22 protein-coding genes, 1 tRNA gene and 1 pseudogene are annotated in these 24242 nt (G+C 66.1%); 13 read left to right on the top strand and 11 right to left on the bottom strand.

Features of this window, described 5'->3' with window-relative positions; translation table 11 throughout:
- The 3 genes from NP3_RS25175 to NP3_RS25165 form a co-directional block, all read left to right on the top strand.
- Positions 1-566: hypothetical protein (locus NP3_RS25175; protein ID WP_245721101.1), on the top strand; the 566-nt coding region annotated here is incomplete at its 5' end.
- A gap of 10 nt (positions 567-576) precedes the next feature.
- Positions 577-1491: a prephenate dehydratase gene (gene pheA / locus NP3_RS25170; RefSeq protein ID WP_063044072.1), complete on the top strand. Its 915-nt coding sequence runs from the start codon at positions 577-579 to the stop codon at positions 1489-1491.
- Positions 1488-2150 carry a histidine phosphatase family protein gene (locus NP3_RS25165; RefSeq protein WP_063044071.1) on the top strand — a complete coding sequence of 221 codons (663 nt, stop codon included), beginning with the start codon at positions 1488-1490 and terminating at the stop codon, positions 2148-2150. The genes pheA and NP3_RS25165 overlap by 4 nt, the downstream gene beginning before the upstream one ends.
- A gap of 32 nt (positions 2151-2182) precedes the next feature.
- Here the strand turns inward: NP3_RS25165 and NP3_RS25160 are convergent, their stop codons facing one another.
- From NP3_RS25160 to NP3_RS25135, 6 genes are all read right to left on the bottom strand, one after another.
- Entirely contained in the window at positions 2183-3013 is an 831-nt protein-coding gene (locus NP3_RS25160) for an ESX secretion-associated protein EspG (RefSeq protein WP_063044070.1), read from the bottom strand.
- Positions 3010-4158, bottom strand: a complete 1149-nt coding sequence (locus NP3_RS25155) for a PPE domain-containing protein (protein WP_063044069.1) — start codon at positions 4156-4158, stop codon at positions 3010-3012. Before NP3_RS25155 ends, NP3_RS25160 begins: the two co-directional genes overlap by 4 nt.
- Before the next feature lie 50 nt (positions 4159-4208).
- Positions 4209-4520, bottom strand: coding sequence for a PE family protein (locus tag NP3_RS25150; protein ID WP_063044068.1), 312 nt, complete (start codon positions 4518-4520; stop codon positions 4209-4211).
- Positions 4521-4689: 169 nt separating this feature from the next.
- A complete protein-coding gene (locus tag NP3_RS25145) occupies positions 4690-5040 on the bottom strand; it encodes a metallopeptidase family protein (RefSeq protein ID WP_063044067.1) in 351 nt (116 codons plus the stop codon).
- Positions 5040-6179: a septum formation family protein gene (locus tag NP3_RS25140; protein ID WP_084508949.1), complete on the bottom strand. Its 1140-nt coding sequence runs from the start codon at positions 6177-6179 to the stop codon at positions 5040-5042. Before NP3_RS25140 ends, NP3_RS25145 begins: the two co-directional genes overlap by 1 nt.
- Positions 6180-6268: 89 nt before the next feature.
- Complete coding sequence (locus NP3_RS25135; RefSeq protein WP_063044075.1) at positions 6269-7960, bottom strand: aldehyde dehydrogenase family protein; 1692 nt, start codon at positions 7958-7960, stop codon at positions 6269-6271.
- A 92-nt stretch (positions 7961-8052) separates the two neighbouring features.
- On the opposite strand from NP3_RS25135, the gene serS reads away from it, so the two are divergent.
- From serS to NP3_RS25120, 3 genes are all read left to right on the top strand, one after another.
- The gene (serS, locus tag NP3_RS25130; RefSeq protein WP_040685747.1) at positions 8053-9315 is read left to right on the top strand and encodes a serine--tRNA ligase; all 1263 of its coding nucleotides are present in this window, start codon (positions 8053-8055) and stop codon (positions 9313-9315) included.
- Positions 9316-9429: 114 nt separating this feature from the next.
- Entirely contained in the window at positions 9430-11292 is a 1863-nt protein-coding gene (locus NP3_RS25125) for a putative bifunctional diguanylate cyclase/phosphodiesterase (RefSeq protein ID WP_245721100.1), read from the top strand.
- Positions 11293-11427: 135 nt separating this feature from the next.
- Positions 11428-12861 carry an MFS transporter gene (locus NP3_RS25120; protein WP_245721099.1) on the top strand — a complete coding sequence of 478 codons (1434 nt, stop codon included), beginning with the start codon at positions 11428-11430 and terminating at the stop codon, positions 12859-12861.
- Between the two features lie 38 nt (positions 12862-12899).
- Here the strand turns inward: NP3_RS25120 and NP3_RS25115 are convergent, their stop codons facing one another.
- Entirely contained in the window at positions 12900-13547 is a 648-nt protein-coding gene (locus tag NP3_RS25115; protein WP_063824906.1) for a TetR/AcrR family transcriptional regulator, read from the bottom strand.
- A 109-nt stretch (positions 13548-13656) separates the two neighbouring features.
- Here NP3_RS25115 and NP3_RS25110 point away from each other — a divergent pair, with 109 nt between their 5' ends.
- Together NP3_RS25110 and NP3_RS25105 are read left to right on the top strand one after the other, a co-directional pair.
- Positions 13657-14910, top strand: coding sequence for an oxygenase MpaB family protein (locus NP3_RS25110; RefSeq protein ID WP_063044064.1), 1254 nt, complete (start codon positions 13657-13659; stop codon positions 14908-14910).
- Between the two features lie 785 nt (positions 14911-15695).
- Positions 15696-16652 carry a DMT family transporter gene (locus NP3_RS25105; protein WP_063044063.1) on the top strand — a complete coding sequence of 319 codons (957 nt, stop codon included), beginning with the start codon at positions 15696-15698 and terminating at the stop codon, positions 16650-16652.
- A gap of 573 nt (positions 16653-17225) precedes the next feature.
- Here the strand turns inward: NP3_RS25105 and NP3_RS25100 are convergent.
- From NP3_RS25100 to NP3_RS25090, 3 genes are all read right to left on the bottom strand, one after another.
- Positions 17226-17558, bottom strand: a complete 333-nt coding sequence (locus tag NP3_RS25100; RefSeq protein WP_157124538.1) for a hypothetical protein — start codon at positions 17556-17558, stop codon at positions 17226-17228.
- A gap of 181 nt (positions 17559-17739) precedes the next feature.
- On the bottom strand, positions 17740-19278 hold the full coding sequence (locus NP3_RS25095; protein ID WP_063044073.1) for a Rieske 2Fe-2S domain-containing protein: 1539 nt from the start codon (positions 19276-19278) through the stop codon (positions 17740-17742).
- Between the two features lie 42 nt (positions 19279-19320).
- Positions 19321-20238, bottom strand: a complete 918-nt coding sequence (locus NP3_RS25090) for a hypothetical protein (RefSeq protein ID WP_063044061.1) — start codon at positions 20236-20238, stop codon at positions 19321-19323.
- Positions 20239-20338: 100 nt separating this feature from the next.
- Between NP3_RS25090 and NP3_RS25085 the strand changes: the two genes are divergently transcribed.
- Both NP3_RS25085 and NP3_RS25080 read left to right on the top strand, forming a co-directional pair.
- A complete protein-coding gene (locus tag NP3_RS25085) occupies positions 20339-21091 on the top strand; it encodes a lysophospholipid acyltransferase family protein (RefSeq protein WP_063044060.1) in 753 nt (250 codons plus the stop codon).
- Positions 21092-21099: 8 nt separating this feature from the next.
- Positions 21100-21852 carry a lysophospholipid acyltransferase family protein gene (locus NP3_RS25080; RefSeq protein WP_063044059.1) on the top strand — a complete coding sequence of 251 codons (753 nt, stop codon included), beginning with the start codon at positions 21100-21102 and terminating at the stop codon, positions 21850-21852.
- A gap of 5 nt (positions 21853-21857) precedes the next feature.
- Here the strand turns inward: NP3_RS25080 and NP3_RS25075 are convergent, their stop codons facing one another.
- Positions 21858-22631, bottom strand: coding sequence for a helix-turn-helix domain-containing protein (locus NP3_RS25075; protein WP_063824904.1), 774 nt, complete (start codon positions 22629-22631; stop codon positions 21858-21860).
- A gap of 102 nt (positions 22632-22733) precedes the next feature.
- Here NP3_RS25075 and NP3_RS25070 point away from each other — a divergent pair, with 102 nt between their 5' ends.
- The 3 genes and pseudogenes from NP3_RS25070 to NP3_RS25060 form a co-directional block, all read left to right on the top strand.
- Entirely contained in the window at positions 22734-23600 is an 867-nt protein-coding gene (locus tag NP3_RS25070; RefSeq protein WP_063044057.1) for an NAD(P)H-binding protein, read from the top strand.
- Between the two features lie 99 nt (positions 23601-23699).
- Positions 23700-23775, top strand: a tRNA-Gly gene (locus tag NP3_RS25065).
- A gap of 21 nt (positions 23776-23796) precedes the next feature.
- Positions 23797-24242: pseudogene (locus tag NP3_RS25060) on the top strand (hypothetical protein); the annotation flags it as partial.

Below are 24242 nucleotides of genomic sequence, written 5' to 3'. Positions count from 1 at the left end.
GGCGGGGCCGTGAGCGGGCGGATGTGCGTCGGGTGGCCGACCGGCGTGAGCGGGCGGGGATCGGGCAGGTGGCCCCGCGAGCCCAGGCGAGTGGGGCGGTGAGTGCGCGTGGTTACGGTGGACGTATGGCGGATGGAGTGCAGGCGGCGCATGGGGTGGCGGGGCAGCCGGTGTTGCTTTCGTTGGCGGTGCCGTCGGCGGCGCGGCGGAGTTTGGATGAGGGGCTGGTGCGGGCGGTGGGGACCGGGGCGGCTGGCGTTCGGGTTCTCGACGCGGACGTGAGCGATGCGGAGGTCGCCGGTTTTCTGGTCGAGGTCGCGCACTCGGATGGCGGGTTCATTGCCCGCACGTCCGATGGGCAGCGGGCGCTGGCTATTGTCGCGGGAACGGTTGCGGCGTTGTGCGGTGAGGATATTCGGGCGGCGTTGGCTCGGCCCGATATCGCCTTTCTGACCTCGTTGAAGCCGCCTGCGGTCGAGGCCGCGCGCAGCGTGTTGCTGGCGATCGAATCCGATGCGCCCGACGATCTAGCTGGAACTCTGAGCATCCTCCGCGCACGCAAGTAATGTCGTAACCGTGCCGCGAATCGCGTACTTCGGGCCGTCCGGAACCTTTACCGAGATGGCCCTCGCCAAGCTCGAGTCCTCGCAAGCCTTCGACGGACCGGTCGAGCGGATTGCCGCGCCCAGCCAAGGGTCGGCGCTAGACCTGATCCGGTCCGGTGATGTCGAGTGTGCCGTCGTGCCGATCGAGAGTTCGGTCGAGGGCTCCATCTCGTCGACCCTGGATTCGCTGGCCATCGGTCCGCGGCTGCAGATCATCGCCGAAACCGAGCTCGAGGTGAGCTTTGCGATCCTGGCCAGGCCGGGGACGGAGCTGGCGGATGTTCGCAGCCTGGCCGCCTATCCGGTCGCCGCCGCCCAGGTGCGGCTGTGGATATCGCGCACGCTGCCGAATGTCGAGATGTACACCTCGGCCTCGAATGCGGCTGCCGCCGAGGATGTCGCGGCCGGTCGTGCCGACGCCGCGGTCTCCACCGCGCTGGCTGGAGAACGCCTCGGCCTGACGGCCCTGGCGTCGGGTGTCGCCGACCACGAGCAGGCGATCACCCGCTTCGTACTGGTGACCCGTCCCCGAGTCGCGCCGCCCGCAACCGGTGCGGACCGCACCTCGATCGTGCTCGAGCTGCCCAACAAACCGGGCTCGCTCATGCGTGCGTTCGCCGAATTCGCTACCCGCGGCATCGATCTCACCAGAATCGAATCTCGGCCCACGCGAACAGGTATGGGCACCTATCGCTTCTACCTCGACTGCGTCGGGCATATCGACGACATCGCGGTCGCCGAGGCACTCAAGGCATTGCACCGCACCGCGCGGATCCGTTTCCTCGGTTCCTGGCCCGCGACCTCGGCGACCGGAACCCCACCGCCCTCGGACGAACCGGGCGCCGAGTGGCTGACCCAATTGCGTAAGGGGGTGGCCGACCTATGACCGGCAGACTGATCCTCGTTCGCCACGGCGAGACCGAAGGCAACGTAGCCAAAATCTTGGACACCCGTATCCCCGGCCTACCGCTCACCGAACGCGGTGCGGCCCAAGCGAAAACATTCGGCTCGAGTCTGTTGAGGCCGCCGAAGGCGCTGTTCTGCTCGGCCGCGCTGCGCGCCCGCCAGACCGCCGGATACATCGAGGCGGCAACCGGCGTACCGGTCGAGGTGCTCGATGACATCCACGAAGTTCAGGTCGGCGAGATGGAAGGCTTGAACACCGAGGAAGCCCACGCGTACTTCCAGCGGATCTACCGCGCCTGGCACGAAGGCGATCTCGCCGAACGCGTCCCCGGCGGCGAATCCGGATACGACGTCCTGGCCCGCTTCCTACCGGTCGTCGAGGACCTGCGCACCAAATACCTGACCGATGGCAGCGACGGCGACATCCTGGTGGTCAGCCACGGTGCCGCCATGCGCTTGGTCTCCCGGAACCTCAGTGGTGTGGCACCGCCGTTCACCACCAACAACCACCTCGACAACACCGAAACCATCGAACTCGTCCCCCGCCCCGTTGGCGGCTGGGAATGCATCCGCTGGGGCCGCTTCACGCCACCCTTCGCCTACGAAGTGGCCCCGACCGCCGACGACCCGATGGGCTGAATCCCTTTGGGGCACAGCGCCCCGCTCAGCCCTCAGGCCAACGTCGGACTTCTCGGAAACTCTTCCCGCTCCGGCAAGGAATGGATCAGATCCTCCACGGCGGCGCGCAGGCGGGCGGGCGTACCGCTGGCCAGTGACGACCACTTGGTGCCGTCGTCGGCGACGCTCGCCGTCGAGATGAATCGCCCATTGCGGGTGTTGAATACGGCGATGTGCTTGTCGACGATGTCACGGGTGCCATCTCCGTACAGCACGGCGCTGATCTGCGCATGCGAATGGATTTCGACCAAGGCCGAGGCGAGGGTTTGCGCGTCCTGCGCCGGATTGCCGACCTTGGCCAGTCGTTCGGCGGTGGCAGTGGCATCGCCGAGGTCCTCGAAGATCGTGGCAAGCTGCTCGGTCGGTGCGTTCATGCCGTAGAGCTCGAGTGGTGGCGCCGTGCCGAGCGCCGCCAACACGGTGCCGGCCAGGTCGATTCCCACTTCATCGATCACATACGAGTCCTGCCCGCGAAGGGCGACGACGGAAAGGTCGTCGCTCTTCGCCAGACAGAAACGACTCACGTACCCGTCGACGATCAGCCGCATGGTGACAATCCAGTGCGGCCGGTTCAGCACCCGCAGCCGGTCCTCCAAGTCGGGCTGAACCATGTTGTCGACCAGCAGATCCCGTTGTTCGAGCGACTCGGCCGCGCTGGCCATTGCCGCCTGATGTGCGGGCACACTGTCGAATCGGCCGTATGCATTCAGCACAACAGGAAGGTCATCGAGATCCAGTTTCTCGCGGAGAAACTGGATCTCGTCGAGCGACAGCACAACCGCCTCGAGGGCGGACGGCCCACCGCTGGTACCGAGGACGGTCACCCAACCGTCCCGCTGTTGGCGCCGATCACCCCGTCGGCTGCGAAGCGGCCGTCGGTGAAGTGATCGGACCGCAGGTCGACCTTGCTGTCGTGCTCGGACTCGTCGTCCTCGTCGCCACGAGCCTGGTTCCCCAGCAGTGGGTTACCCGCGCCGCTGTTGCTCGACCGGGCCGGTGCGGCTTCGACAGATGCGACGGTCTCGGGTGCCGCAGTCGCGGTGTTGCCGCCGATCACGCTGCCCGTACCCCAGCCTTCCGGCAGTTTGAGCTGGGTGCCGCCCGCACCGGCCGAGATTCCGGAGAACGAGACCGCACGGGTCGCGGCCGCACCGCCCGCCGCGGCCATCGCGCCACCCATCGCCATCGGGGCCATGGTGGTCATCGGCGTGCTCGCCGCGGCGGTGACCGCATTGGTCGCCACACTGCCGACCGTCGAAACACCGGTGCTGACCACCGAACCGACTGCCTGTGCGGCCTGCGTGGCCGCACCGGCCACTCCCGGGTTGGATACGAACGCCTGCACGGCGGCGACCGCCGTCGAGATCGGGTCGGTGGGCGCTCCGAACGCGGCATCGGCGTTGCCGCTCGGCTCGGCCTGACCCGCGCCCGCGGCGATGGGCGGCGGCATCATGAAGTCGGCGGGTGTGGCCAACATCGCCGAGGTCGCCGCCTCATAGGTCTCCATTACCAGCGCCGCGCGCAGATCCATGGCGTTCCTGGCGATCTCGGCGGCCTCATAGGCGCCGGTGACGGCTCCAGCCGGATTCGTCGAAGCGACCAACGCGGCATTGACGGCCGCGATTTCGGGCGGGCTCGGCATCGCGAGCGCGGCAACGCCGTAAGCGATGACGTTCGCCGCCGCCTTACCGCCCATCGCCGCGGCCTGCACGCCCTGCTGCTCGGACCAGCCGAGGAATCCGGTCAGCTTGCCGAGCGCGGCGATACCGTTGATGCCCTGCATGCCGACGCCGAGCTCGGCCATGACGCGCGCAACGGTGGTCGTCGCGTCGACCCAGGCGGCGGTGAGTGCGCCCCACGCGGTAGCGGCGGCCGAAATCGGGATCGCGTGTGCGCCCGCGTGAAGGGTGGCCGAGTTGACTTCGGATGGCCGGGTGATCCACAGGACCCCGGTGACTCCTGCAACCATGCTTTAACTCCCCTGAATGTCTGAATGGTGGTTGAGGATTGGCGTGCGGACTAGACCTGAATAGCGTTGACTCCTGCGGCGCGCACGACGTCGCCGGCGATGTGCTGAGCCAGCTGCATGCGCAGTGTCTGGGCAGCATGGTGCAGTTCGAGAATGCCCTGGGCGATGGAGTGATCGTGGGTCACCGCGCCCTGGTTGAAGTGGCTGGCGGATACGACCGACACTTCTTCGGCGCCGGACGGAATCACGTGTGTCGCGGGCGCGGTGATCATGGACGCTGCGGAAAGCCGCTCGGCGACCAGATCGAGTTCGGCCGCGGCGGCGAGAATGGCCTCGGGCGAGATCAGTACATGTCCAACCATGACTCGACTCCTTCTAGTGGCTGTGGGGCGGAACCACGAGAATTCCCCCTTCGAGTGATAGGACGCGACAGCAACGCGATCGGTTCCATCGAATCCCCAAGTTTCTTCCGGTCATCCGTGCTGGTTTCGCGCTCGTACAGCCGAGCCCGAAGATACAGCTTGGATAAGACTAGCCCCATCCCAGCTCATGCAACCGGTCTTCGTCAATGCCGAAATAGTGTGCAATCTCATGGATCACAGTGATCGCGACCTCCTCGACGACCTCGCGCTCATCGCCGCAGACGTCGAGAATCGCCTCGCGATAGATGGTTACGGTGTCGGGCAGTGAGCCGCCGTAGTGGCTGTCGCGTTCGGTCAACGCGATTCCGTGATACAGCCCGAGCAGATGTGGATCCTCCGGATTGCGCGGTTCGATCAGCACGACCACATTGTCGATTGCGCTGGCCAATTCCGGTGGAATGAGATCGAGCGCATCGCCGACCAGCTCCTCGAACCGGTCCGCGGACATGGTCACCGCCATCAGCGCGGTTGCGGCTGTGGTGGCAGCGGTGCGGCGCCGGGCAGCGGGGCGGGGGTGGAGCGTCCGGAATTCGGCGGCGGCACCGGAGCCTGGCCGTTGATCAGGATTTCGCCCTTCGCCGATCCGGTGATCGGTGCGAAACCCTCACGGTCGGTGCCCTTTCCGATCATGCAGTCCAATTTGCGGCTGCCCGCCAGCCAGCTGCGCGCGTCGAGGTAGTCGAAGAACAGCGTCAGCGTCTTATTGCGCACCGCGTCGGGTGAGCCGAGATAGTCGTTGGCCGCCCTGGCGCACTCGTCCTCCATGAACTTGTCCTGGTCGTCCTTGGTGGGCGGGCCGCCGGAAAAGTGCTGGCCGAGGTCGACGGTGGACACGATCTCGACGGCATGCGCCTGCGCGCAGTCCACCGGATCGGTGGGCAGGTTCTGATTGATACCCAGGCAGGTCCCGGGCTCGAAGACCTTCGACTGATCGTGCTCGGTAGCGGCGCCGGTGGTCGGCAGCGGAGTGCCGGTGCTACCGGAGAACTGGAGTCCACAGCGCAGTATTCGATCGCCGTGCTTCCACCCGTCCGGACTCGGGTACATCAGGCCGACGACATAGCGGCCGCGCGGATCGAACTTGCCGTTCAAGTACTGGTCGACGGCTGGGGTGCAGTGCTCTTCCTTCAGTTCGGTCAGTCGCAGCGAATCCGGAAAGCGTGAGCCGGGACCGAATTCCACGCCGGGATATTTGGCCATATCGACATCGGCCGCGACCTCGAACAGATGCTTGTTGGAGCAGGCGACCTTCACCAGATCACCGCGGTCCTGTTTGCTCCAGCTGAGGCAATCGCCCCTGGCCGCGGTGCCGAACTCCTTGTCCAAGGCGGTCTGGCCGGGTGAACCCGGATTGTGTGCCTCCAAACCCTTGTCGTTGTCGTAGCCGGTGATGAACAGACCGACCAGCGAGATGATGACGGCGCCGGCCGCCGCGGCGAGCAATACCCAACGCAGCTTCGGCGCGGACAGATGCAGCTTGCCGTCGGCGACGGCGTCGCGGTCGATGATCACCGACTGCGGGAACGATTCCGCGCGCGACGACTCGCCCGAGGGCGGCTCGGATTCGTGCGGGTCCATGGTCACATCATCAGCAGACATCGCGACCCATCATGTCAGCGTCTGTTCGCTGGTGCCACGACCTGGCCGAATCGATTCGAAGCCCCCCGGTCGTACCTATGCGCGGTGCGTCATCCGCGGAACGCGGACAGGAACAAACCGGGCAACCGCGCCGGATTGGCGGTCGCGTAGAACTCGGTCAGCTTGCGTCCCGTCGCGGCCGCGGTCGCATTGTCGACGAACCACGGCGGCTTCGGCGACAGCGCCAGTTCGCCGCGCAGCAGCGACCGCGGCGACGGCCGGAACGGTCCGCTCACCACCGTGCGCTCCACATCGTCGAGTAGGAAGGCGTTGTGCACCACGCCGATTCCGCTCTGCACATCGTCCAGGGTGTGGCCGGGATATGCGCCCCAGGACGCGCGCGGGGCCAGAAAGGCCAGTGCGGTCCAGGCGTTCACCGCGATGGCGCCGTAGCGCAGCCGCTCGACGGCCCGGTCGAAGGCGATGCCGAGCCGTTTGATGGTGCTCGGGTGCGCGATCACGTTGACACCGAGCGTCCCGATCACCTCGTCGTTCGCGAAATCGACCGCGCGCTGCAGGAATTCACCGCCGGTGTGCGGCAGTTCGACCACGCCGAGCACCGGCGAGAAGTATTCGGTGCGCAGCAGCGGCGTTTCGGTCGACGGCAGATTTTCCACGAGCACGCGTTCGCGATCCGGCCCGAGCCGCTCGGCGTCCGGATAGGAATCCAGTGCGGCGGCGACTCGATCGTCGCTGCCCGGGTAGTAGGCCCGCCGCTGTGGCGCGCGCCCGATCGCGTCCCGAAGCTCGGCGAGGAACCGGTCTTTCTGCGGCCACTCCGCGCTCACCACCACCGCCTGGGTGGCGACGCAGTTGTAACCGCCGTTGTGCAGTCGCTGGGTCGCGACGTGCTCGGCCTGGAAGCGCAGGTCGGCATCCTCCCATCCGCCGGGCACCACGATGGTCGGCGAGACGCCGCCGAGTTCGCTGGTGATCGGCTTGTCCAGCAGCGGCCGTCCCGTGGCCTTGCCGTCCGGGCCCCAGACGATCGCGTCGTGGGTCCGCATGCTGCCGGTCATGTGCACATGCGCGACGTCGCCGTGGTGCACCAGGTGCCCGCCCGCCTCCGCCCCTCCGGTCAGTATCCGCAGTACGCCGAGCTCGATCAGCGGCGCGAAGACCATCTCGTACACCGTGAACAACGGGTCGGTGATCGGATTCAGCTTGAGTGCCACCACCCGGTTGTGGGCGTAGAGCTCGTACAGCACGTCAAGTGGGGGAATAGAGGTGATATTGCCCGCGCCGAGGACCGCTCCGACGCCGCCGGTCGCGGTGGGATCGCGCTGGGCGAGCCCGGCGCGTCGGCGGGCGGTATCGGCGTCGACGCCGGGACGCAGCCACACTTCGCCGTGAAAGCCGCTGAGCAGCAACCGGTCGTAGAAGTCGAGCGGCAGGATCGGCACCGCGACCCGCTCGCCCGGTGCCTCGGCCAACGTGACCCCGTCGAGCGGACTGCGCCCTTCCTCCAACGCCGAGAGCGTGGCCGACAGCGCCGCGGTGGCCTGCAGCAGCGTCATCGGACCCGACATCCACTCCTCACCGACCAGTGGCGAGTCCGGATCCAGGCCCTTGATGGTGCGCGCGGCCCGCACCCATTCGTGGGAGAAGCGGCCGGTACGGGCGTGGATATCGTCGAGAAGTTCGCGGCGGCGCCGCAGCGGGGTGTGTGCCCACGTTTTCTCACCCGCGACCAGATCTGCCACTGCGTTATCAATAGCGGTTTCGTCGAAAGTTGTGCCCACAAGCCAACTATGCGCGCGTTCATCGCGGCACGGTCCGCATCCTGGGATATCGGCGTGAAACAGCAATATCGCGACCATTAGGCTGGTCACCCATGATCGACCTCCGATTCCTGCGGGACAACCCCGACGCGGTCCGCGCCTCGCAGCGCGCCCGCGGCGAAGACCCCGCCCTCGTCGACGCCCTGCTCGAGGCGGACGCGGCGCGCCGTGCGGCGGTGGCCAACGCCGATAACCTGCGCGCCGAGCACAAGGCGATGGGCAAGCTGATCGGCAAGGCGAAGCCGGAGGAACGGTCCGTCCTGCTGGAACAGGCGCAGGAGATGTCGGCGAAGGTCAAGGAGGCCGAGGCCGCGCAGCACGCCGCCGACGCCGATATGGACACCGCGCACCGTGCCATCTCGAACGTGGTCCAGGAAGGCGCCCCCGCGGGCGGCGAGGACGATTACATCGTGCTCGAGACCATCGGCACGCCAAGGGAATTCGACTTCGAGCCCAAGGACCATGTGGAGCTCGGCGAATCGCTCGGTCTGTTCGATATGGAACGCGGCGCGAAGGTTTCGGGCGCGCGCTTCTACTTCATGACCGGTTACGGTGCGCTGCTGCAGCTGGGTCTGTTGCAACTCGCCGCGCAGAAGGCGGTGGCCAACGGATTCACCATGATGATTCCGCCGGTGCTGGTGCGCCCGGAGATCATGGCCGGTACCGGATTCCTCGGCCAGCACAGCGCCGAGGTCTACCACCTCGAGGAGGACGAGCTGTACCTGGTCGGCACCTCGGAGGTGCCGCTGGCGGGCTACCACTCGGACGAGATCCTGGACCTGAGCGCCGGGCCGAAGCGCTATGCGGGCTGGTCGTCGTGTTTCCGGCGCGAGGCGGGCAGCTACGGCAAGGACACCCGCGGCATCATCCGGGTGCACCAATTCGACAAGATCGAAATGTTCGTGTTCACCACGCCCGAGGAGGCCGCGGCCGAGCACAAACGTCTGCTCGCCTGGGAGCAGGACATGCTCGCGGCCGTCGAGGTGCCTTATCGAATTATCGATGTCGCCGCGGGTGATCTGGGCAGTTCGGCCGCGCGCAAATTCGACTGCGAGGCTTGGGTGCCCACCCAGCAGACCTACCGCGAGCTCACCTCGACCTCGAACTGCACCACCTTCCAGGCTCGTCGGCTCGCCGTGCGCTATCGCGACGAGAACGGGAAGCCGCAGATCGCAGCCACTTTGAACGGGACGCTCGCGACCACGCGCTGGATTGTGGCGATCCTGGAGAACAATCAGCAGGCCGACGGTTCTGTCCGGGTGCCCGCCGCGCTGGTACCGTTCGTCGGTACCGAGGTGCTGACACCACCGCGATAAACATCTCGAATTAGCCCGTCCCACATTGCCTGCAGGTAAATAGCTAGGGGTTCGCCATGCCGGATTCACAGGATGTGGCAACTGTCGGTAATTTCTATGTCTAGGCTATTCCCCGTGCGAGGAATCGGGTCTCGCGGCGATACCCGAACCCGGGTGCGGGCCGCGTCTGCGTTGGCGACGGCAATGGTCATGTCCCGGACCACCGGCGCCTTCTACGTCATGGGGGGCGCGCTCGGCCTGCTGATCACGGGAATCGCCCCGGGCAGCGAAGGCAATCGAGCACTGGTGGGTACCGCCGCCGCGGTGGCGCTGCTGCTCGGACTCAGCCTGCTGGGCTGGGGTCCGCGGTTGCCGCATGGGATTCACCATGGCTATGTCGCGATTGCGACGGTATTGGTGACAATCGCGGTATACGCGTTCCCGAATACCGTCGGCGCGATCAGTCTCGCCTCCTTCTATGTGTTCGTGGCCTGTGATGCCGCATTGTTCTTCGCATGGCCGCAGGCATTCGCGCACATAGCCTTCGCTATGGCCATGTGTCTGTGGGTGATGCCGACGCGGCCGGTGCATCCCACATTGCCGTGGTGGTCCGGGTTGATTCCGGCCGGTGTGACGTTCGGAGTCGGCGTGGTGGTCGGCATCCTGACCCGAATGGCGTCCGAGGCCGATATCGATGTGCTCACCGGACTGCTCAACCGGCGCGGTTTCGACCGGGCGCTGAACGGCGCGATCGAAACCGCCACCCGCACCGGTCAGGGGCTGGCGCTGGTGCTGGTCGACCTCGACCGCTTCCAGAAGATCAACGACCACCTCGGCCATCGCGCGGGCGATGCGGTGCTGCAGCGGGTCGCCGATACCTGGTCGAAATTGCTCGCGCCCGATCAGCGACTGGCTCGCTACGGTGGTGACGCCTTCGCCCTGCTGTTGCCGAATACCACCGAGCAGGCCGCGATTCTGCTGACCGAGCAGTTGCGGGCATCGGTGACCACCGGATGTTCGGCCGGTGTCACCTCCTGGCAGCCTGGTGAGTCGGGTTCACTGCTGGTGAGTCGGGCCGATGTCGGTCTGTACCGGGCCAAGCAGGCGGGGCGCAACCGGACGGTGCTGGAGTCGTCGCGACAGTTGCCGCTGGCGGTCGAGTTGCGCGAGGCGATCGACCGTGGCGCGCTCGATGTGCACTATCAGCCGATCGTCAGCCTGACCGAGGGCGGCGGTAAGGCGGTCGGTGTCGAGGCGCTGCTGCGCTGGTCGTCGAGTGCGCAGCCGGATGTCACCACCGAGGGACTGATCCGGGTTGCCGAGGAATACGACCTCATCTCCGATCTGGACGAGCTGGTATTGCGTCGGGCCTGTGCGGACGCGGCGCGCTTGCAGGAGACCTTCGCGCAACTGGATCTGACGTTGAACGTCAATGTCAGCGGCCTGGAACTGGCCGAGACCGGTTATGCGGACCGCGTAGCCAATATCCTGGCGAGCACCGGCTGGCCCGCCGATCAATTGGTGCTCGAGGTGACCGAGAGCGAGCTGGCGGCCGAATCCCAAACGGCCATCGGTAATCTGCACATCCTGCGCGAGCGTGGCGTCCGCATCGCGATCGACGACTTCGGCACCGGCTACTCCTCGCTGAGCCGCCTGGCCACCCTGCCAAGCGACATTCTCAAGGTCGACCAGTCCTTCGTCGCCGCGATCCGCTCGGACTCGCCCGCGCCGCCACTGCTCGGCGTGATCGCCGCACTGAGCAGTGCGCTGGACCTGCAGGTGATCGCCGAGGGCGTGGAGACCGAATACCAGGCCGCGGTGCTGACCGAACTCGGTTTCGCGCTGGCCCAGGGCTATCACTACAGCGATTCGCATCCGGTCTCGGAACTGATCACCGATCTGAACGAGCATCAGGGGCGGGTCGGCCCCGGGCTCGATGATCGGGAACTCGGCGATGGGGACCTGCATACCGCCAACGGGTGGTTGCCGCTCGGGTGAGTGCGTCCGGAAAATCGCTTGACGTGCACGGGGGCGGGTCGTCAGGCTGACGGTATGCGTTTGCTTATCTACGGCTATTGATTCGATAGGTCGCGGACCGGCGGGATCGATGTGTGCGCGCTTACGGTGCGGGCGGTGCTCTTCAAGGGCATCGGTGATCTCATTCCGCTATATGCGCTGTACGCGGTGCTGTTCGCCGATCATGGTTTGAGTACCGGGCAGATCTCTTCGCTGCTGGCGATGTGGTCGGTGACCGCCTTCCTGCTCGAGGTGCCATCGGGTGCCTGGGCCGATACGGTGTCGCGGCGTGGGCTGCTCGTAACGAGCGGTGTGCTGCTGACCGCCGCTTTCGCGTGCTGGACTGTGCTGCCGACATATCTGGGTTTCGCGGTCGGCTTCGTGCTGTGGGGTACCTCGGGCGCGCTGGTGTCGGGGACGTTCGAGGCATTGCTCTATGACGAACTCGTCGCCCGGCACGAGCAGCGGACGTATCCGCGCATCATCGGTTATGCCAGGGCGGCATCGGAAGCCGCGATCGTGATCGCGATTCTCGCCGCAACGCCGTTGTATATCTGGGGCGGCTATCCGTTGCTCGGCTGGTGCAGTGTCGCGTTCGCGGCGGTGCACACTCTGGTCGGGCTGTCGTTGCCGAGCGCGCCGAAAGCTGTGTCTGCCGCGGCGGTCGAGGATCTGGATGATTCGGCTGGCTCGTCCGAGATCGTGGTTGCCCCAACTCGCGAGGTTGCGGTGCAGGAGTCGAGCGCGTCCCGGGTGGTCGCCGCAGCTGGGCAGCTGGATCGTGACAGTGCACAGGGTCCGGCGCGGAGTGGGAGCGTGGCGGCGGACGGAACCCTTCGGCGACGACCCGCGCTGACAGTCGATTCCGGATCGCCAGGTGTTCATATCGCTGCGTCGATTTCGACGGAATCACGGCCGTTCGCGACGTATCTGAATATGCTGCGAACCGGTGTGGGGGAGGCGATTCGGGTGCGTGCCGTGCGTAATGGCGTGGCATTGGGGGCGCTGCTGTTCGGGGTCACGGCCTTCGATGAGTACTTCGCCTTGCTCGCCCAGGAGGTCGGGGTGGAGACGGCGGTGGTGCCGGTGCTGGTCGGTATCACGGTTGTCGGTTCGCTGGTCGGTTCGGTGATGGCGGGGCGCACCGAGGGCATGTCGGCGCGCGCCATGGCGATCGCGGTGGGGCTGGGTGGCCTGTTGTTCATCGGCGGCGCAGCGGTCGCCGGTCTGGCCGTCCGCTGGCCGGGCGCGGTGTATGTGCTTGCGGGCGTGGGTTTTACGGCGATCGGCGCGTCCTACGGCATCGTCTACAACGCCAGTGTGGTGGCGGGGGCTCGATTGCAGGATGCGATCGAAGGCCCGGCACGTGCGACGGTCACTTCTGTGTCCGGACTCGCCTCGGAGGTTGTCGCGCTGGCGGTATTCGGTTTCGCCGCAGTCGCGACGCTGTGGCTGTCGATGTCGACAACGGTCGCGCTGCTGGGTGCATCCATGCTCGCGATAGCGCTGCTGATTCCTTCCTCGCTACCGCGTCGGAAGTCCGATTCGTAGGCATCTTCGCGTGACACCGCGGCACCATCACCGGTTCGTCAGCTGAGCGTTGATTCGATGAGATGATGGGTCGCGGTCAGCAGAAACTGATCGGTGGAGCGGTCGATCAGCGTGTCGCGGGATATCGCGAGGGTGCCCGCCAGCCAGCTGTTGGTGGTCTCCCATAGCCCGCCGAGCAGGTGGGTGGCGGCGAATTCGGCTTGGTCACCGGCACTTTCGACGATGTCGGCACCGATCTCCTCGGCGCAGACCGCCATCATGATGCCCGCGAACGAGCGCATCACTTCGGCCCGGCGCCTGAGCAGCGCCGGATTCAGTTGCGCTTCGACGGTGGCGATGCGGGCCTTGCGTGGATCGTCGGCGATCAGGTCGACGGCCGCGGCGATGGCTGCTCGGGTCTTGGCGCGGATGTCGGCATCGGTCCCCATGAATGCGACGACCACGGCCTGGCCGATCTCGTCGACGATGCGCTCGAACAACTCGCTGAACACGGTGTCGAGGTCGCTGAAGCTCTCGTAGTAATAGCGCTCGGAGAGTTTGGCCTGGGTGCACAGCCCGGAGACGGTGAGCTTGGCGAATCCCGAGGTCCCGATGATTTCCTGCGCGGCGTCCAGCAGTGTGGCGCGGCGGCGGGCGCGGCGCTGTTCGATCGGTATGCCGCCGTAGGACCGCGAGGTAGTAGCCATTGCGCTCCATTCTGGCATAGATCCTTGCCAGATATTCGAATTTGTGAGACGGTCTTGTCAGAATGCGCTCGGCCCGGGCGCGAACCTCTCTTGCGATGGGTGAAATGCAATGACGCATGACAACCAGCTCCTGCCTACTCCGCCGCTGTTCACGGAGTTCCCGTTCCGGTACGCGGTGCCGGTGCTGGCGCCCGGCGATCTGCGCTGCACCGCGGCGCAGCGGGATTCGTTCCGCCGGTTCACACAGGTCGGGGATCCACTCGCGGACGATGTGGTCGCGATGTTCAAGCGGCTGCCGGTGGGCGAGGGGCGGCGGATGTTCGAGATGGCGGTGGAGCGCGGTATCGATGCGGTGCCGAATGCGCCCGCCGAGTTGACGGCATTCTTCGGTCGGGTCGAGACGGATCCGTACTGGCTGGACCGTACCAAGATCGACCGCGGTGCCCGGGTCGTGGAACGCACCAGCGTCTGGGGTGGCATCGCGATGGGCATGTTCGCGCTGATGGGCGGCTATCTGGCTTCCCGCGCGGACAAGACCCTCGTCGGCACCGGCGACCTCGACGCCATGGCACCGCGCCGCCTGGCCGAAACCACCCAGTGGTGGCTCGACGTCACGACTCCCGGTGGGCTGCAACGCAATCAGGTCGGCTACCAGAGTGTGCTGCGGGTGCGGCTGATGCACGCGCTGGTCCGGGCGGGTATGAATCGACGTCCCGATTGGGATTACGAAGCCTGGGACCATCCGGTGAACCAGGTGCTCACCGTCGGCACGCTCGGGCTGTTCTCGATGGCGAATCTGGTCGGCGCACAGGCGCTCGGCCTGCGTTTCTCGGCGCAGGAGAAGGATGCCGTATTCCAGCTCTGGCGCTACGTCGGCTTCCTACTCGGCATAGACGCCGAAATCCTGCCGACGAATGAAACCGATACCTGGCGCGCGTTCTGGATCCTCGCCGATACCGAATTCATCCCGGACGAGGACTCCCGCCGCTTGGCCCAGGCCCTGGTCCCGGCCGCGGGTGGCCTGTTCATCGGCACCGACACCGCAGCTCAGCGCGTTATCCGCCGGGTGATCACTAGTTACATGGTCGCCTATAGCCGAATCGTCCTCGGCCCGACCAACTCCGATTTCCTCGGCCTGGAGAACAGCAAATTCTTCCAGAGCGCCGTCATGGCCACCGCCGTAGTCAACGGCGCATTGGAAGTGCCTCGCCAACTCATCCCCGGCGCCACCCGCTTCCAAGAACGACTCGGTGCCCGCATCCGCGCCCGCCTGGTCCGCGGCTCCATCGCCCGCAATGGCGGCGACCGCACCTACGCCCGTCACGACTCGTACGCCGCCCGCACCACGCTGCGCGCCGGGTAACCGATGGCCTATGGGCCGAGTGGGCGGCCCGCTCTGACCGATGCCACCGCGAGCTCTCACGATGGCGTTCGGCGGATGGCCGCGGCCAGTGCTTCGCCACGAGTCGCATTGAAAGTGGCGGCGCTGCCAGACCGCTCGAAGCACTCCGCACGCAGCGATGCAGCCGAATGACGGTGTCGCATATCGTGTGATCGCCTCGCACAGGTTGCGCGGTCTGCCTGGGACAGGTGTGTGTTGATTCCTGTTGGTTTGGGTAGTGGTGGGCGCTGGAACCGTTCGGGGTGGGCGGTCCAGTACCGGTCCAGGGTTGTTTGCCGCTGCCGGTGGACTTCGGTGGCGGTGTTGTGGTGGACCGTGGCTGGGGTGTGGCTGCCCAGGCCGCTGTGGCGGTGCTCGGTGGCGTAGCGGTGCAGGAAGCCGCAGGGCCGGTGGGCGGCGGAGTGCGGCGGCCCAGGCTGTTGCCGCGGTGGGCGTGCACGAACGTCATTTGCTGGTCGGTCGGTGCGCTCCGGATCGTGCAGGCTCGCGATCGTGATCCGCGTCCGAGCGCTTTTATTGCTGCTCGGCTGGTTGGGGGCGGGGCCGTCGGTGCTCGACTCGGCTGATGGTGCAGGCGCTAGACGCATCGGACGAACATCCCCTGGCCGACTTGCATCGAGGGGGACCGGCCATTCCGGGGCGAATTCGGGGCTGCGATCTCCAGCGAAGGAGTATCTGATCCTGCTGGTGTGCGGTGCGCTGTGGGCGCGGCCCGGGGTGTGCGGGGGTGGCGGTACGGTGCGGGGATGGTGGCGCGGGCGAAGGTGGGGTTGGCCTTCGGGTTCTGCATCGGGGTCGGGGTGGCGGTGCAGGGCCGGATCAATGGGGCGTTGGGGGTGCGGTTGCAGGATGGGATCGCGGCTGCCTGTATCAGCTTCGGCCTCGGTCTGGTGGTGTTGCTGATCGCGTTCTCGGTCAGTCGGCGGTTGCGGGTCGGGCTGGTGCGGGTGCGGCGAGCGGTGGCCGGTGGTGAGTTGCGGCCGGTGCAGTTGTTCGGCGGGCTCTGTGGTGCGTTCTTCGTTGCGTGCCAAGGACTTACCGTTGCGGCGATCGGCGTCACGGCCTTCACCGTCGCCACGGTCGGCGGTCAACTGCTGAGCAGTCTGGTGGTGGACCGGCTCGGGTTGGCGCCGAACGGCCGCACCCCGGTCACGGTTTCGCGCGTCGGCGGCGCGGCGCTGGCCATGGTCGCGGTGGTCCTCGCCGCGGCGGGAAGCTCCGGTGCGCCGGTCGGTTCCGCGGCGGTGCCCGAATGGTTGCGCACCGGGCCCACCGCTGCGCTGATCCTCTTGCCCGCGCTCGCCGGAATCGGACTGGCTTGGCAGCAGGCGGTCAACGGTCGCGTCGGCGCGGTCGGCGGCCCGTTCTCCGCCACCCTGGTGAACTTCGGCGTCGGCACGGCTGCCCTGTTCGTCATCGAGGCCTGCATCTTGTCCGGCACCGGCTGGCCGACCGAATTCCCCAGTGAGCCATGGCTCTATCTAGGCGGACTCATCGGCGTCGCCTTCATCGCCCTTGCCGCCGTCACCGTGCGCTGGATCGGTGTTCTGCTGCTCGGCCTGACCTCGGTAGCAGGCCAACTCCTGGCCTCGATCGCCCTGGACCTCCTCACCCCAACCGGCGCTCGACTGTCACCAACCGCCGTAATCGGCTGCGCCCTGACTTTCGTCGCGGTCGTCGTCGCCACTCGTTCGCGAACCTGACCCCGGCATCCGCGCTCCAAGTTCCGGCAGGCAGTCTCTGCCTGCAGTTCCGGTGATCGAGGTGTCGAGGTCTAGGCAAAACGCTTGCGAGGCCGAACCCAGTGGCTCGCCCTGCAATTTCGACAGGCTCAGTTGCCGACGCGTAATCCCAAGGCTCGCGGGACAGGCTCATTCGACGCACCGATGTGCGCGCGTGACCGTGCGCGTGGGCCGGTCTCAGCATCTGCGCTCCGGCACCAAGGGGTTTCCCACGTTGCGGGTCATCGATGCGCAGAAAGGTCGGCCGTCGTCAGGGCTCGCGGGAGGTCCCGAGTGTCTCGCGCTCTGGTTCCGGCAGGCCCGGTGCATCAATGCGTCGGTACGCGAGCCATGGCCATGCGCTCGAGAGGGCGATCCCGGCATCGTGAGGCCGTCTTATATTCGGCTGGTCTCCCGGCACCGGGTCGGTTCGGTTGTCGCACCTGTGGGTTCGCGGCGGGGCCTAGCTCGAGGGCATGCGCCCGAACAGGGGTCACCCAGCGACGGCAACCGCAATGGCTGACATCGCCGGGAGATATCTCGCGATTCGCTCGGTTAGCTACTGCCGAACCAGCCTGGGGGGAAGAACCAACCCGGAGGGAAGAACCACTGGTTGCCCCAGCCGCACCCCTGGTTGCCCCAGCCGTTCCATGGGTTCCCGTGGAACTTCCACGGGTTGCCGTGGCCGTGCCAGGGCTTGCCGGTGTCGAAGCCGTCGAAGTCGAAGTCGAAGTCGCAATCAGTCTGTACTACACCGGGTCCAGGTGTCGGCATTGCCGTGGCGGGAGCCGCCGCTGCCGTCATCGGAACCGTCATCGCCGCTCCAATTAGCGCGACCTTTGCGATTAGTCGGCACGCGCCGTTGCCGCGCGCCTTGTTGGTGATCATGGTGCCTGCTTCCGGCGAGCCGTCGCGCGGACCTGACTCACCGACCGTTGAGATCGTTGCTATTCCCTTACGCTCCTGATTCTAGGAGCGCACAGTAGTCGCCACCAGCACGTGAGCGGCCGGATTGGCTCGAATTTCAGCACCGACTGGCAGTCGGCAGAAGGCTCCTGAGGCCCAGGATTCAGACGAGCTTTCGCGAGCGCAGCTCATGCCCCTTGGAGGTTTTGCACCGGCCCGATTCCAGGTCCCACTGCCACCCGTGCAAATTGCAGGTGAGGTTATTTCCTTCGACCACGCCGAATTTGGACAGATCCGCCTTCAGGTGCGGGCAGCGGCGCTGGACTTCCCAGCCCGCCAATTCCGTCGAGGCGGAATCGTCGTGCGCCTCGGCGAACCAGCCGTCCGCGTAGGCGATCCGCTCATCGGTGAGGCATTTGAAGAAGGTGTACAGGAATTCGTTATAGCCGCCGATGCGCCAGGCCTGGAATCGGGTGGACAGGAAAATGGTGTTCACCCAGTCCGGCTCCTCCTCGCGCAGCACGGTGCGCACCAGTTCCGGCGGGATCCGGAAGCCGTACCGGTACTTGCCTTCGCCCTCGACCGGCCCGCGCACCACCCGCTTGGGGAAGTCCAGCACCACGGTTTCGTCACCGATGACCAGCCCGACCGGATAGCCGATCCCGTCGCAGATCAGATCGCTCTGCTTCATGATCGGCTCGAACAGTGCCTGCAGCGGTTCCAGCAGCCGCTCGTCGCCCGTTGCCCACGCAGCCTTTTCGGCCGCCAGCACGGGCGCGAAACGCTGTGCCATCAGCTCGATGTATTCGGCCTTGTTGTCATAGATCAGGCCCGGCTCGAACGGATGGGTCAGCGCGAGTTCCGCACCGCGCACGTCGGCGATCGAACCCGGAATCATCAGGATTCCGCCCTCGTTGCCGTGGATCTTCATCTGTTCCAGGAACACCATCTGGTCCGGGAAGATATTGCCCTCGTCGCCGCGATCGTCATTCAGGTAGCGCAACTCGTCGTCGAGGAATACCGGCGGCCCCGCCGAGGGCACCACCCAGGTGGCGCCGACCTGCTCTATATAGCTGCGCGCCCGGTCCATTCCGCGCTGACGCTTCTGCTTACCGAAATTCGACTTGGTCCGCGAAGGAATGTCGTAGACCATCGGATACCAGATCGCGCCGGAGTACTGCAGCAGGTGGATATCGATATGCCCGAATGCGTCGTGCAGCACATCCATATCCACCGGACGGGCATCGTTCATGTTGAAACAGGTGGTCTCGCCGTCGGAGACGACCAGCCCGGAGTCGCCGATCGGCCCGTCGGCTGGTGCGCGCAGCGCGATGATCATGATGTCGATCTCGCCGCCGGGTCCGGCCACCCGATGTTTCACCGAATCCTCGGTCTCGAAGAACTTGTGGAAGCCGAGCTTCTCCAGTTCCCGCTTCAGATCCGGCACCGGGTAGTCCGGCAGCAGCACGGTCGCGTCCTTGTTGACGTGCTTCGCCAGGTGCGCCGCGTCGAAGTGGTCGCGGTGCAGATGCGAGACGTACAGGTAATCGCAATTGCCCAGCTCGTCCCAGTCCAGCTGGGTGTTGTCCGGAAACGGGAACCACGAAGCGAAGTACGCGGGATTGACCCAGGGATCGCAAAGGATCGACCCGGCCGCGGTGCGGATATGGAATCCGGCGTGTCCGACGCTGGTGATCTGCACGAGCTGTTCCTCCTGACCGTTACCAGCCATCAAGGGTAGTGGTTAAGCAGAAACGTCGCCGATGCAGTAGCCCTCGTTGCCTGCGGTCAGTGTGAAGGTTCGGGTCTGCGTCACACCCGAGGAGTTCGTGACCGGAACCTCGACGGTGACGTAGCCCGCGCGCAGCCGCTCCGAACCGATTTCCTGATCGGCGAATTTCGTGATTCCGGTGAGCTTGCCCGGGTTGTTGGCCAGTGGCGGAGCTGTCGGACTGCCGGTTCCGCTGGGGTCCCAGTTCGCCGGGTTCGCCTTGCAGACCAGCGGGTATGTGCCCTCTTTATCCGAGGGATCCAGCGGGGTTCCGACGAAGCGTGCCAGGTAGCGGCGAACGGTATGCCTGGCATCGGCCTCGTTGGGTCCGGCCTCGGCACCATCCTGCGCCACCCACGGGCAGACGATCTGGGACGAATCCTTTGTGGCCGCCATCACTTCGCTTTGATCGAAAGTGACGGTCGTTCCCGCGTTCTGCCAAGTGACGGTGTTCTGTGTGGTGGTCGCGGGCTGTGCGAGGGCCTTGAAGATCGCCTTCTGCTCGGTGGCCATATCGGCCACATTGCCCGGAGCCAGCATCCAGCACTTGGACCGCAATTCGGCGGGTGTCGAACCAGCCAAGACGGCCCCGAAGCGCGCCGCGACATCCGTCGCGCCGGGCAGGCCGGGGACCGCGCCGACCGGCACCGCGACCGCATGCGCCACGGCCATAGGAGCTGTGGTCGGAATCGCGGCGGCTTGCGTGGTTTCGGTCGGCGCCGACGTTTGCTCCGGCTCGTCACCGGGAATGCCGGATACGGAATCACAGCCGGTGAGCAGGACGGCACCGGTCAGCACCAGACCACCCATGATGGCCACCAGCCCTCTCCGGTCGCGTTCGCGCGGGTCTTTCCAGTCGCGTTCACGCGGTATCGGGCGGGCGCGTTCCACTTCGAGGGTCCTCTTTCATAGACGTTGAGCGACGGGTCAGACGCGCGCGGTCGCGGCGGCTCTGCCGGATGGGACAGTCAGCGACTACGCTAGCGGAATTGTGGAACCCGTCTACCGGACGATAATCGGGCTTGCCCGTACCGTCTTCTTTGTCGAAGGTTTGAAGTTCAGCGTCAAGGGCGCTGAACATATTCCGGCGCGCGGTGGTGCCGTCCTCGCGGTGAACCACACCGGCTACATGGACTTCACCTACGCGGGTCTGCCGGTACGCACCCCCAAGCGGTACATCCGCTTCATGGCCAAGAAGGAGGTGTTCGACAACAACATCTCCGGCCCGATCATGCGGGCGCTCAAGCACATTCCGGTCGATCGGTCCGCGGGGGCCGACTCGTACCAGGCCGCACTCGAATACCTACGCAAGGGCGAGTTGGTCGGCGTCTATCCGGAGGCGACCATCAGCCGCAGCTTCGAGATCAAGGCCTTCAAATCCGGCGCCGCGCGCATGGCGATCGAGTCGGATGTGCCGATCATCCCGATCGTCATCTGGGGCGCCCAGCGCGTGTGGACCAAGGGCTTCCCGAAGCGTCTGGGCCGCACCAATACTCCGATCTCCATTGCCGTCGGGGCACCGATCCAGCCCTATGAGCCCGCCGCCGAACTCACCGCTCAACTCCGCAGCACGATGCAGGCCATGCTGCTGGACCTGCAGAAGGACTACGTGCACGAACCCGGTGCGTACTGGGTACCGGCACGTTTGGGCGGCAGTGCGCCTACCCTCGAAGAAGCTGATGCCATGGATGCCGCCGAAGCCCAGGAGAAGGCGGCGCGCCGGGCAGCCGAGGATTCGTTGTAGGGGAAACTATGTCGCGGGAACCGGTCTATGACATTCTCACCGGTTTGGTTCGCACGATGTTCGCGGTGCAGGGTCTGCGCATCGACATCACCGGCCAGGACCGGATCCCGCGCACCGGCGGCGCCGTACTGACCGTGAATCACACCGCCTACCTGGACTTCATGGAGGTCGGGCTAGTCGGGCGCAAATCGCGGCGCAATGTCCGCTTCATGATGAAGGCCGAACTTCAGCACGGCATCGTCGGCTTTCTCATGAAGCACTGCAAGGCAATCGGCGTCGATCGCGCGGCCGGAGCGGCGTCGTTCCGGCATGCTCTCGAGGCGTTGCGCGAGGGCGAACTGGTCGTGGTCTATCCGGAAGCGACCATCAGCCGCAGTTTCGAACTGAAGGAATTCAAATCCGGTGCGGCCCGCATGGCGATCGACGCGGACGTGCCGGTCGTTCCGATGGTCATCTGGGGCGCGCACCGCATCTGGACCAAGGGTTTCCCGAAAAAACTCGGCCGCCACCGTTTCCCGATCAATATCCGCATCGGCGATCCGATCCCGCCCGCCGAATCGACCGACGACCTGACCGCTGAAATACGTACGCGGATGGGCGAATTGCTCGAACAGGCGCAAACGGGCTATCCGATGCCCGAGGGTGCGCCTTGGGTTCCGGCCCGGCTCGGCGGCAGTGCGCCCACGCTCGCCGAGGCCGCGGTGCTCGAGCGGGAAGAGATGGCCCGACGTCGCGCTGCGGCACAGCGAAAAACTCGCTGAGTTCGTCAGGCAGACCGGCACGGGGTCGGTGCGGGCACCTGCCCTTGGAAGAACTTGGCCGGTGGTACACCCATCAGCGCTTTGAAGTCCGCCGACATGTGGGATTGGTCGTAGTAGCCGTGGACGGCTGCGACGTCGGCCAATGAAACCTCCGTGTCGCTCGCATCGACGAGGATCTGGCGGACGCGGCCGATCCTGGCGAAATGCTTTGGAGAGACACCGATTCCGTTGGCGAACAGGTTGCGTAGTTGACGTTCGCTGACGGCGAGGCCGGTGGCGAGGTCGTGGACCGTTGGCGTTGCGGATATAGCGGCTACCGCATCGCGGAGAAGTTCGCGGTGCGTGCGTTGTGTCGCGTCTTCCGAGATACGTTGCGGGAGAACCGCTTCCAGGAAAGGCAGGACCTCTTCCGTTGGCAGCGTGGCGAGTTCGTTCGCCAATTCGGCGGCGACGCCGGGGACGTCGGCGAGGCGGACGACACGATCGGCGAGCTCGTCGGCCGGGATGCCGAGTAGTTGGCGGGTGGCGCCGGGGGCCAGGCGCAGGCGGGCGCAGCCAGCGGGTTTATCCGCTTTGGAGTACGAGGCGCGGGTCTGCGGACCGAGGACCAATGCGTCGGGGCGGTCGGCCGTACGCAGCACGATCGTCGTCCCGGTATTCGGCACATGTGTGAACGGCAGGGACGCATCGGTGGCGGTGGGGAACCGTCCCAGCTCGGTGATCCACGGACGCAGCGATTCCGGCGCGGGCACCGTGGCTTCGATCAGGTCCAGCTGCATGGTCACCCGACCCACTGTAAGCAGCTCACAGCCGGATACAGCGCCCGAAGCCGTGCCGAAATTTCCTATCGAACACGATGGCGTCGGCGGCACGCTCTCCTCATGATCGTCATCACCGGTGCCACGGGCACCATCGGCAGTGAAATCGTCCGTCAGCTGGCCGCCCGTGCGGTGCGGGTCCGCGCGGTGACGCGGAATCCGGAGCGGGTGCCCGCCGGGGTCGAGGTGGCCCGGGGCGATTACCACGACCCCGACTCGATGGCCGCCGCGATGACCGGCGCGGATGCGGCCTTCCTCGTCGGTGTCCTCGGCCCCGACGACGCCGAAACCGATCGCGAGCTGGTCCGCACGGCTCGCGACGCGGGCGTCCGCCGGATCGTCAAACTTTCCGCCATCGGCACCGGCGATCCGGAACTCGGCCGCGTCGGCACCTGGCATATGCCCGGCGAGCAGGCGGCCCGCGAAAGCGGTCTCGAATGGACGATCCTGCGTCCGACCAGCTTCGCCTCCAACACGTTGAACTGGGCCGATCCCATCCGATCCGGCCGTCCCGTGCCGAATCTCACCGGTACCGGCCGCCAGGGCGTCGTCGATCCACGTGACGTCGCCGCCGTCGCCGCCGAGGCTTTGCTGACGCCCGGCCATTCCGGACACATCTACACCCTCACCGGTCCCGCGCTGCTCACCTGCGCCGACCAGGTCGCCACACTGGCGACAATCCTCGGTCAGCCGCTCGATGTGGTCGACGTGCCGGAAAACGTTGCCCGCGAACACATGATCTCGTCAGGCATGTCCCCGGAATTCGCCGACGGAGCACTGGCTGGCCAGGCTTATGTCCGCGCGGGCGGCAACGCAACGCTCACCGACGACGTCCATCAAGTCCTGGGCCGCACACCCCGCAGCTACGCCGATTGGGCTGCCGACCACGCCTCCTTCTTCACAGCTCTCGCTGAGCACAGCGCCCCCTGATGCGCCACGTCGAATGTCCGATTTTCATTTGAACGCGATGACGGACTACAGTTTTGGACGCACGCCGTTGCGGCCCTCCCGGACCTCAACGAAGCGCATGCGGATGTAGCGCAGCTGGTAGCGCATCACCTTGCCAAGGTGAGGGTCGCGGGTTCGAATCCCGTCATCCGCTCCACGAAAACACCAGGTCAGTAGCATGGGCCACCTTGGTGTAGACGTGTATGTCACCACGCAGTCACGACAGCTTGTCAGGGCACCCACCGGCTCTGGAGGCTTCAGGCTCACACCCCGCCCGCGAACCCGCCGTGACGGCTCGATCGCCTGGCAGGATCCATTCCACTACTACGACGAATTCGGGCGTCGACGCTCGACGTCGGAGACTTTCGACGATTTCGAGGCCGCGGCGCGCTGGTGTGAGCTGGCCGAGGTGGTCGGTGTCGCCGAGGCGCGCCGGATCCGGGAGATCCAGCTCGGCACTGCGGTCGGCTGCATGACGCTGGTGCAGTGGTTGCGCAAGTACACCAAGCGGCTGACCGGTATCGAGGAGCGCACCCGCGTCGACTACCTCCGCTACATCGACGTCGATATCGAACCGTTCTTCGGCTCCGCGCTGCCGATCACCGCGTTCAATCAGGATCTGGA

Source organism: Nocardia pseudovaccinii NBRC 100343 (genome assembly GCF_001613225.1).
Lineage (GTDB): Bacteria > Actinomycetota > Actinomycetes > Mycobacteriales > Mycobacteriaceae > Nocardia > Nocardia pseudovaccinii.
This window is presented reverse-complemented; position numbering and strand designations above follow the sequence as displayed.

Bases quoted from the DNA above. Each gene is read 5' to 3' on its own strand.
- NP3_RS25080 (WP_063044059.1), top strand. From the start codon at position 21,100: ATGTCGCGGGAACCGGTCTATGACATTCTCACCGGTTTGGTTCGCACG.
- NP3_RS25075 (WP_063824904.1), bottom strand. From the start codon at position 22,631: ATGCAGCTGGACCTGATCGAAGCCACGGTGCCCGCGCCGGAATCGCTG.
- NP3_RS25145 (WP_063044067.1), bottom strand. From the start codon at position 5,040: ATGGCGGTGACCATGTCCGCGGACCGGTTCGAGGAGCTGGTCGGCGAT.
- NP3_RS25165 (WP_063044071.1), top strand. From the start codon at position 1,488: ATGACCGGCAGACTGATCCTCGTTCGCCACGGCGAGACCGAAGGCAAC.
- NP3_RS25110 (WP_063044064.1), top strand. From the start codon at position 13,657: ATGACGCATGACAACCAGCTCCTGCCTACTCCGCCGCTGTTCACGGAG.
- NP3_RS25105 (WP_063044063.1), top strand. From the start codon at position 15,696: ATGGTGGCGCGGGCGAAGGTGGGGTTGGCCTTCGGGTTCTGCATCGGG.
- NP3_RS25150 (WP_063044068.1), bottom strand. From the start codon at position 4,520: ATGGTTGGACATGTACTGATCTCGCCCGAGGCCATTCTCGCCGCCGCG.
- NP3_RS25140 (WP_084508949.1), bottom strand. From the start codon at position 6,179: ATGTCTGCTGATGATGTGACCATGGACCCGCACGAATCCGAGCCGCCC.
- NP3_RS25070 (WP_063044057.1), top strand. From the start codon at position 22,734: ATGATCGTCATCACCGGTGCCACGGGCACCATCGGCAGTGAAATCGTC.
- serS (WP_040685747.1), top strand. From the start codon at position 8,053: ATGATCGACCTCCGATTCCTGCGGGACAACCCCGACGCGGTCCGCGCC.
- NP3_RS25100 (WP_157124538.1), bottom strand. From the start codon at position 17,558: ATGATCACCAACAAGGCGCGCGGCAACGGCGCGTGCCGACTAATCGCA.
- NP3_RS25155 (WP_063044069.1), bottom strand. From the start codon at position 4,158: ATGGTTGCAGGAGTCACCGGGGTCCTGTGGATCACCCGGCCATCCGAA.
- NP3_RS25115 (WP_063824906.1), bottom strand. From the start codon at position 13,547: ATGGCTACTACCTCGCGGTCCTACGGCGGCATACCGATCGAACAGCGC.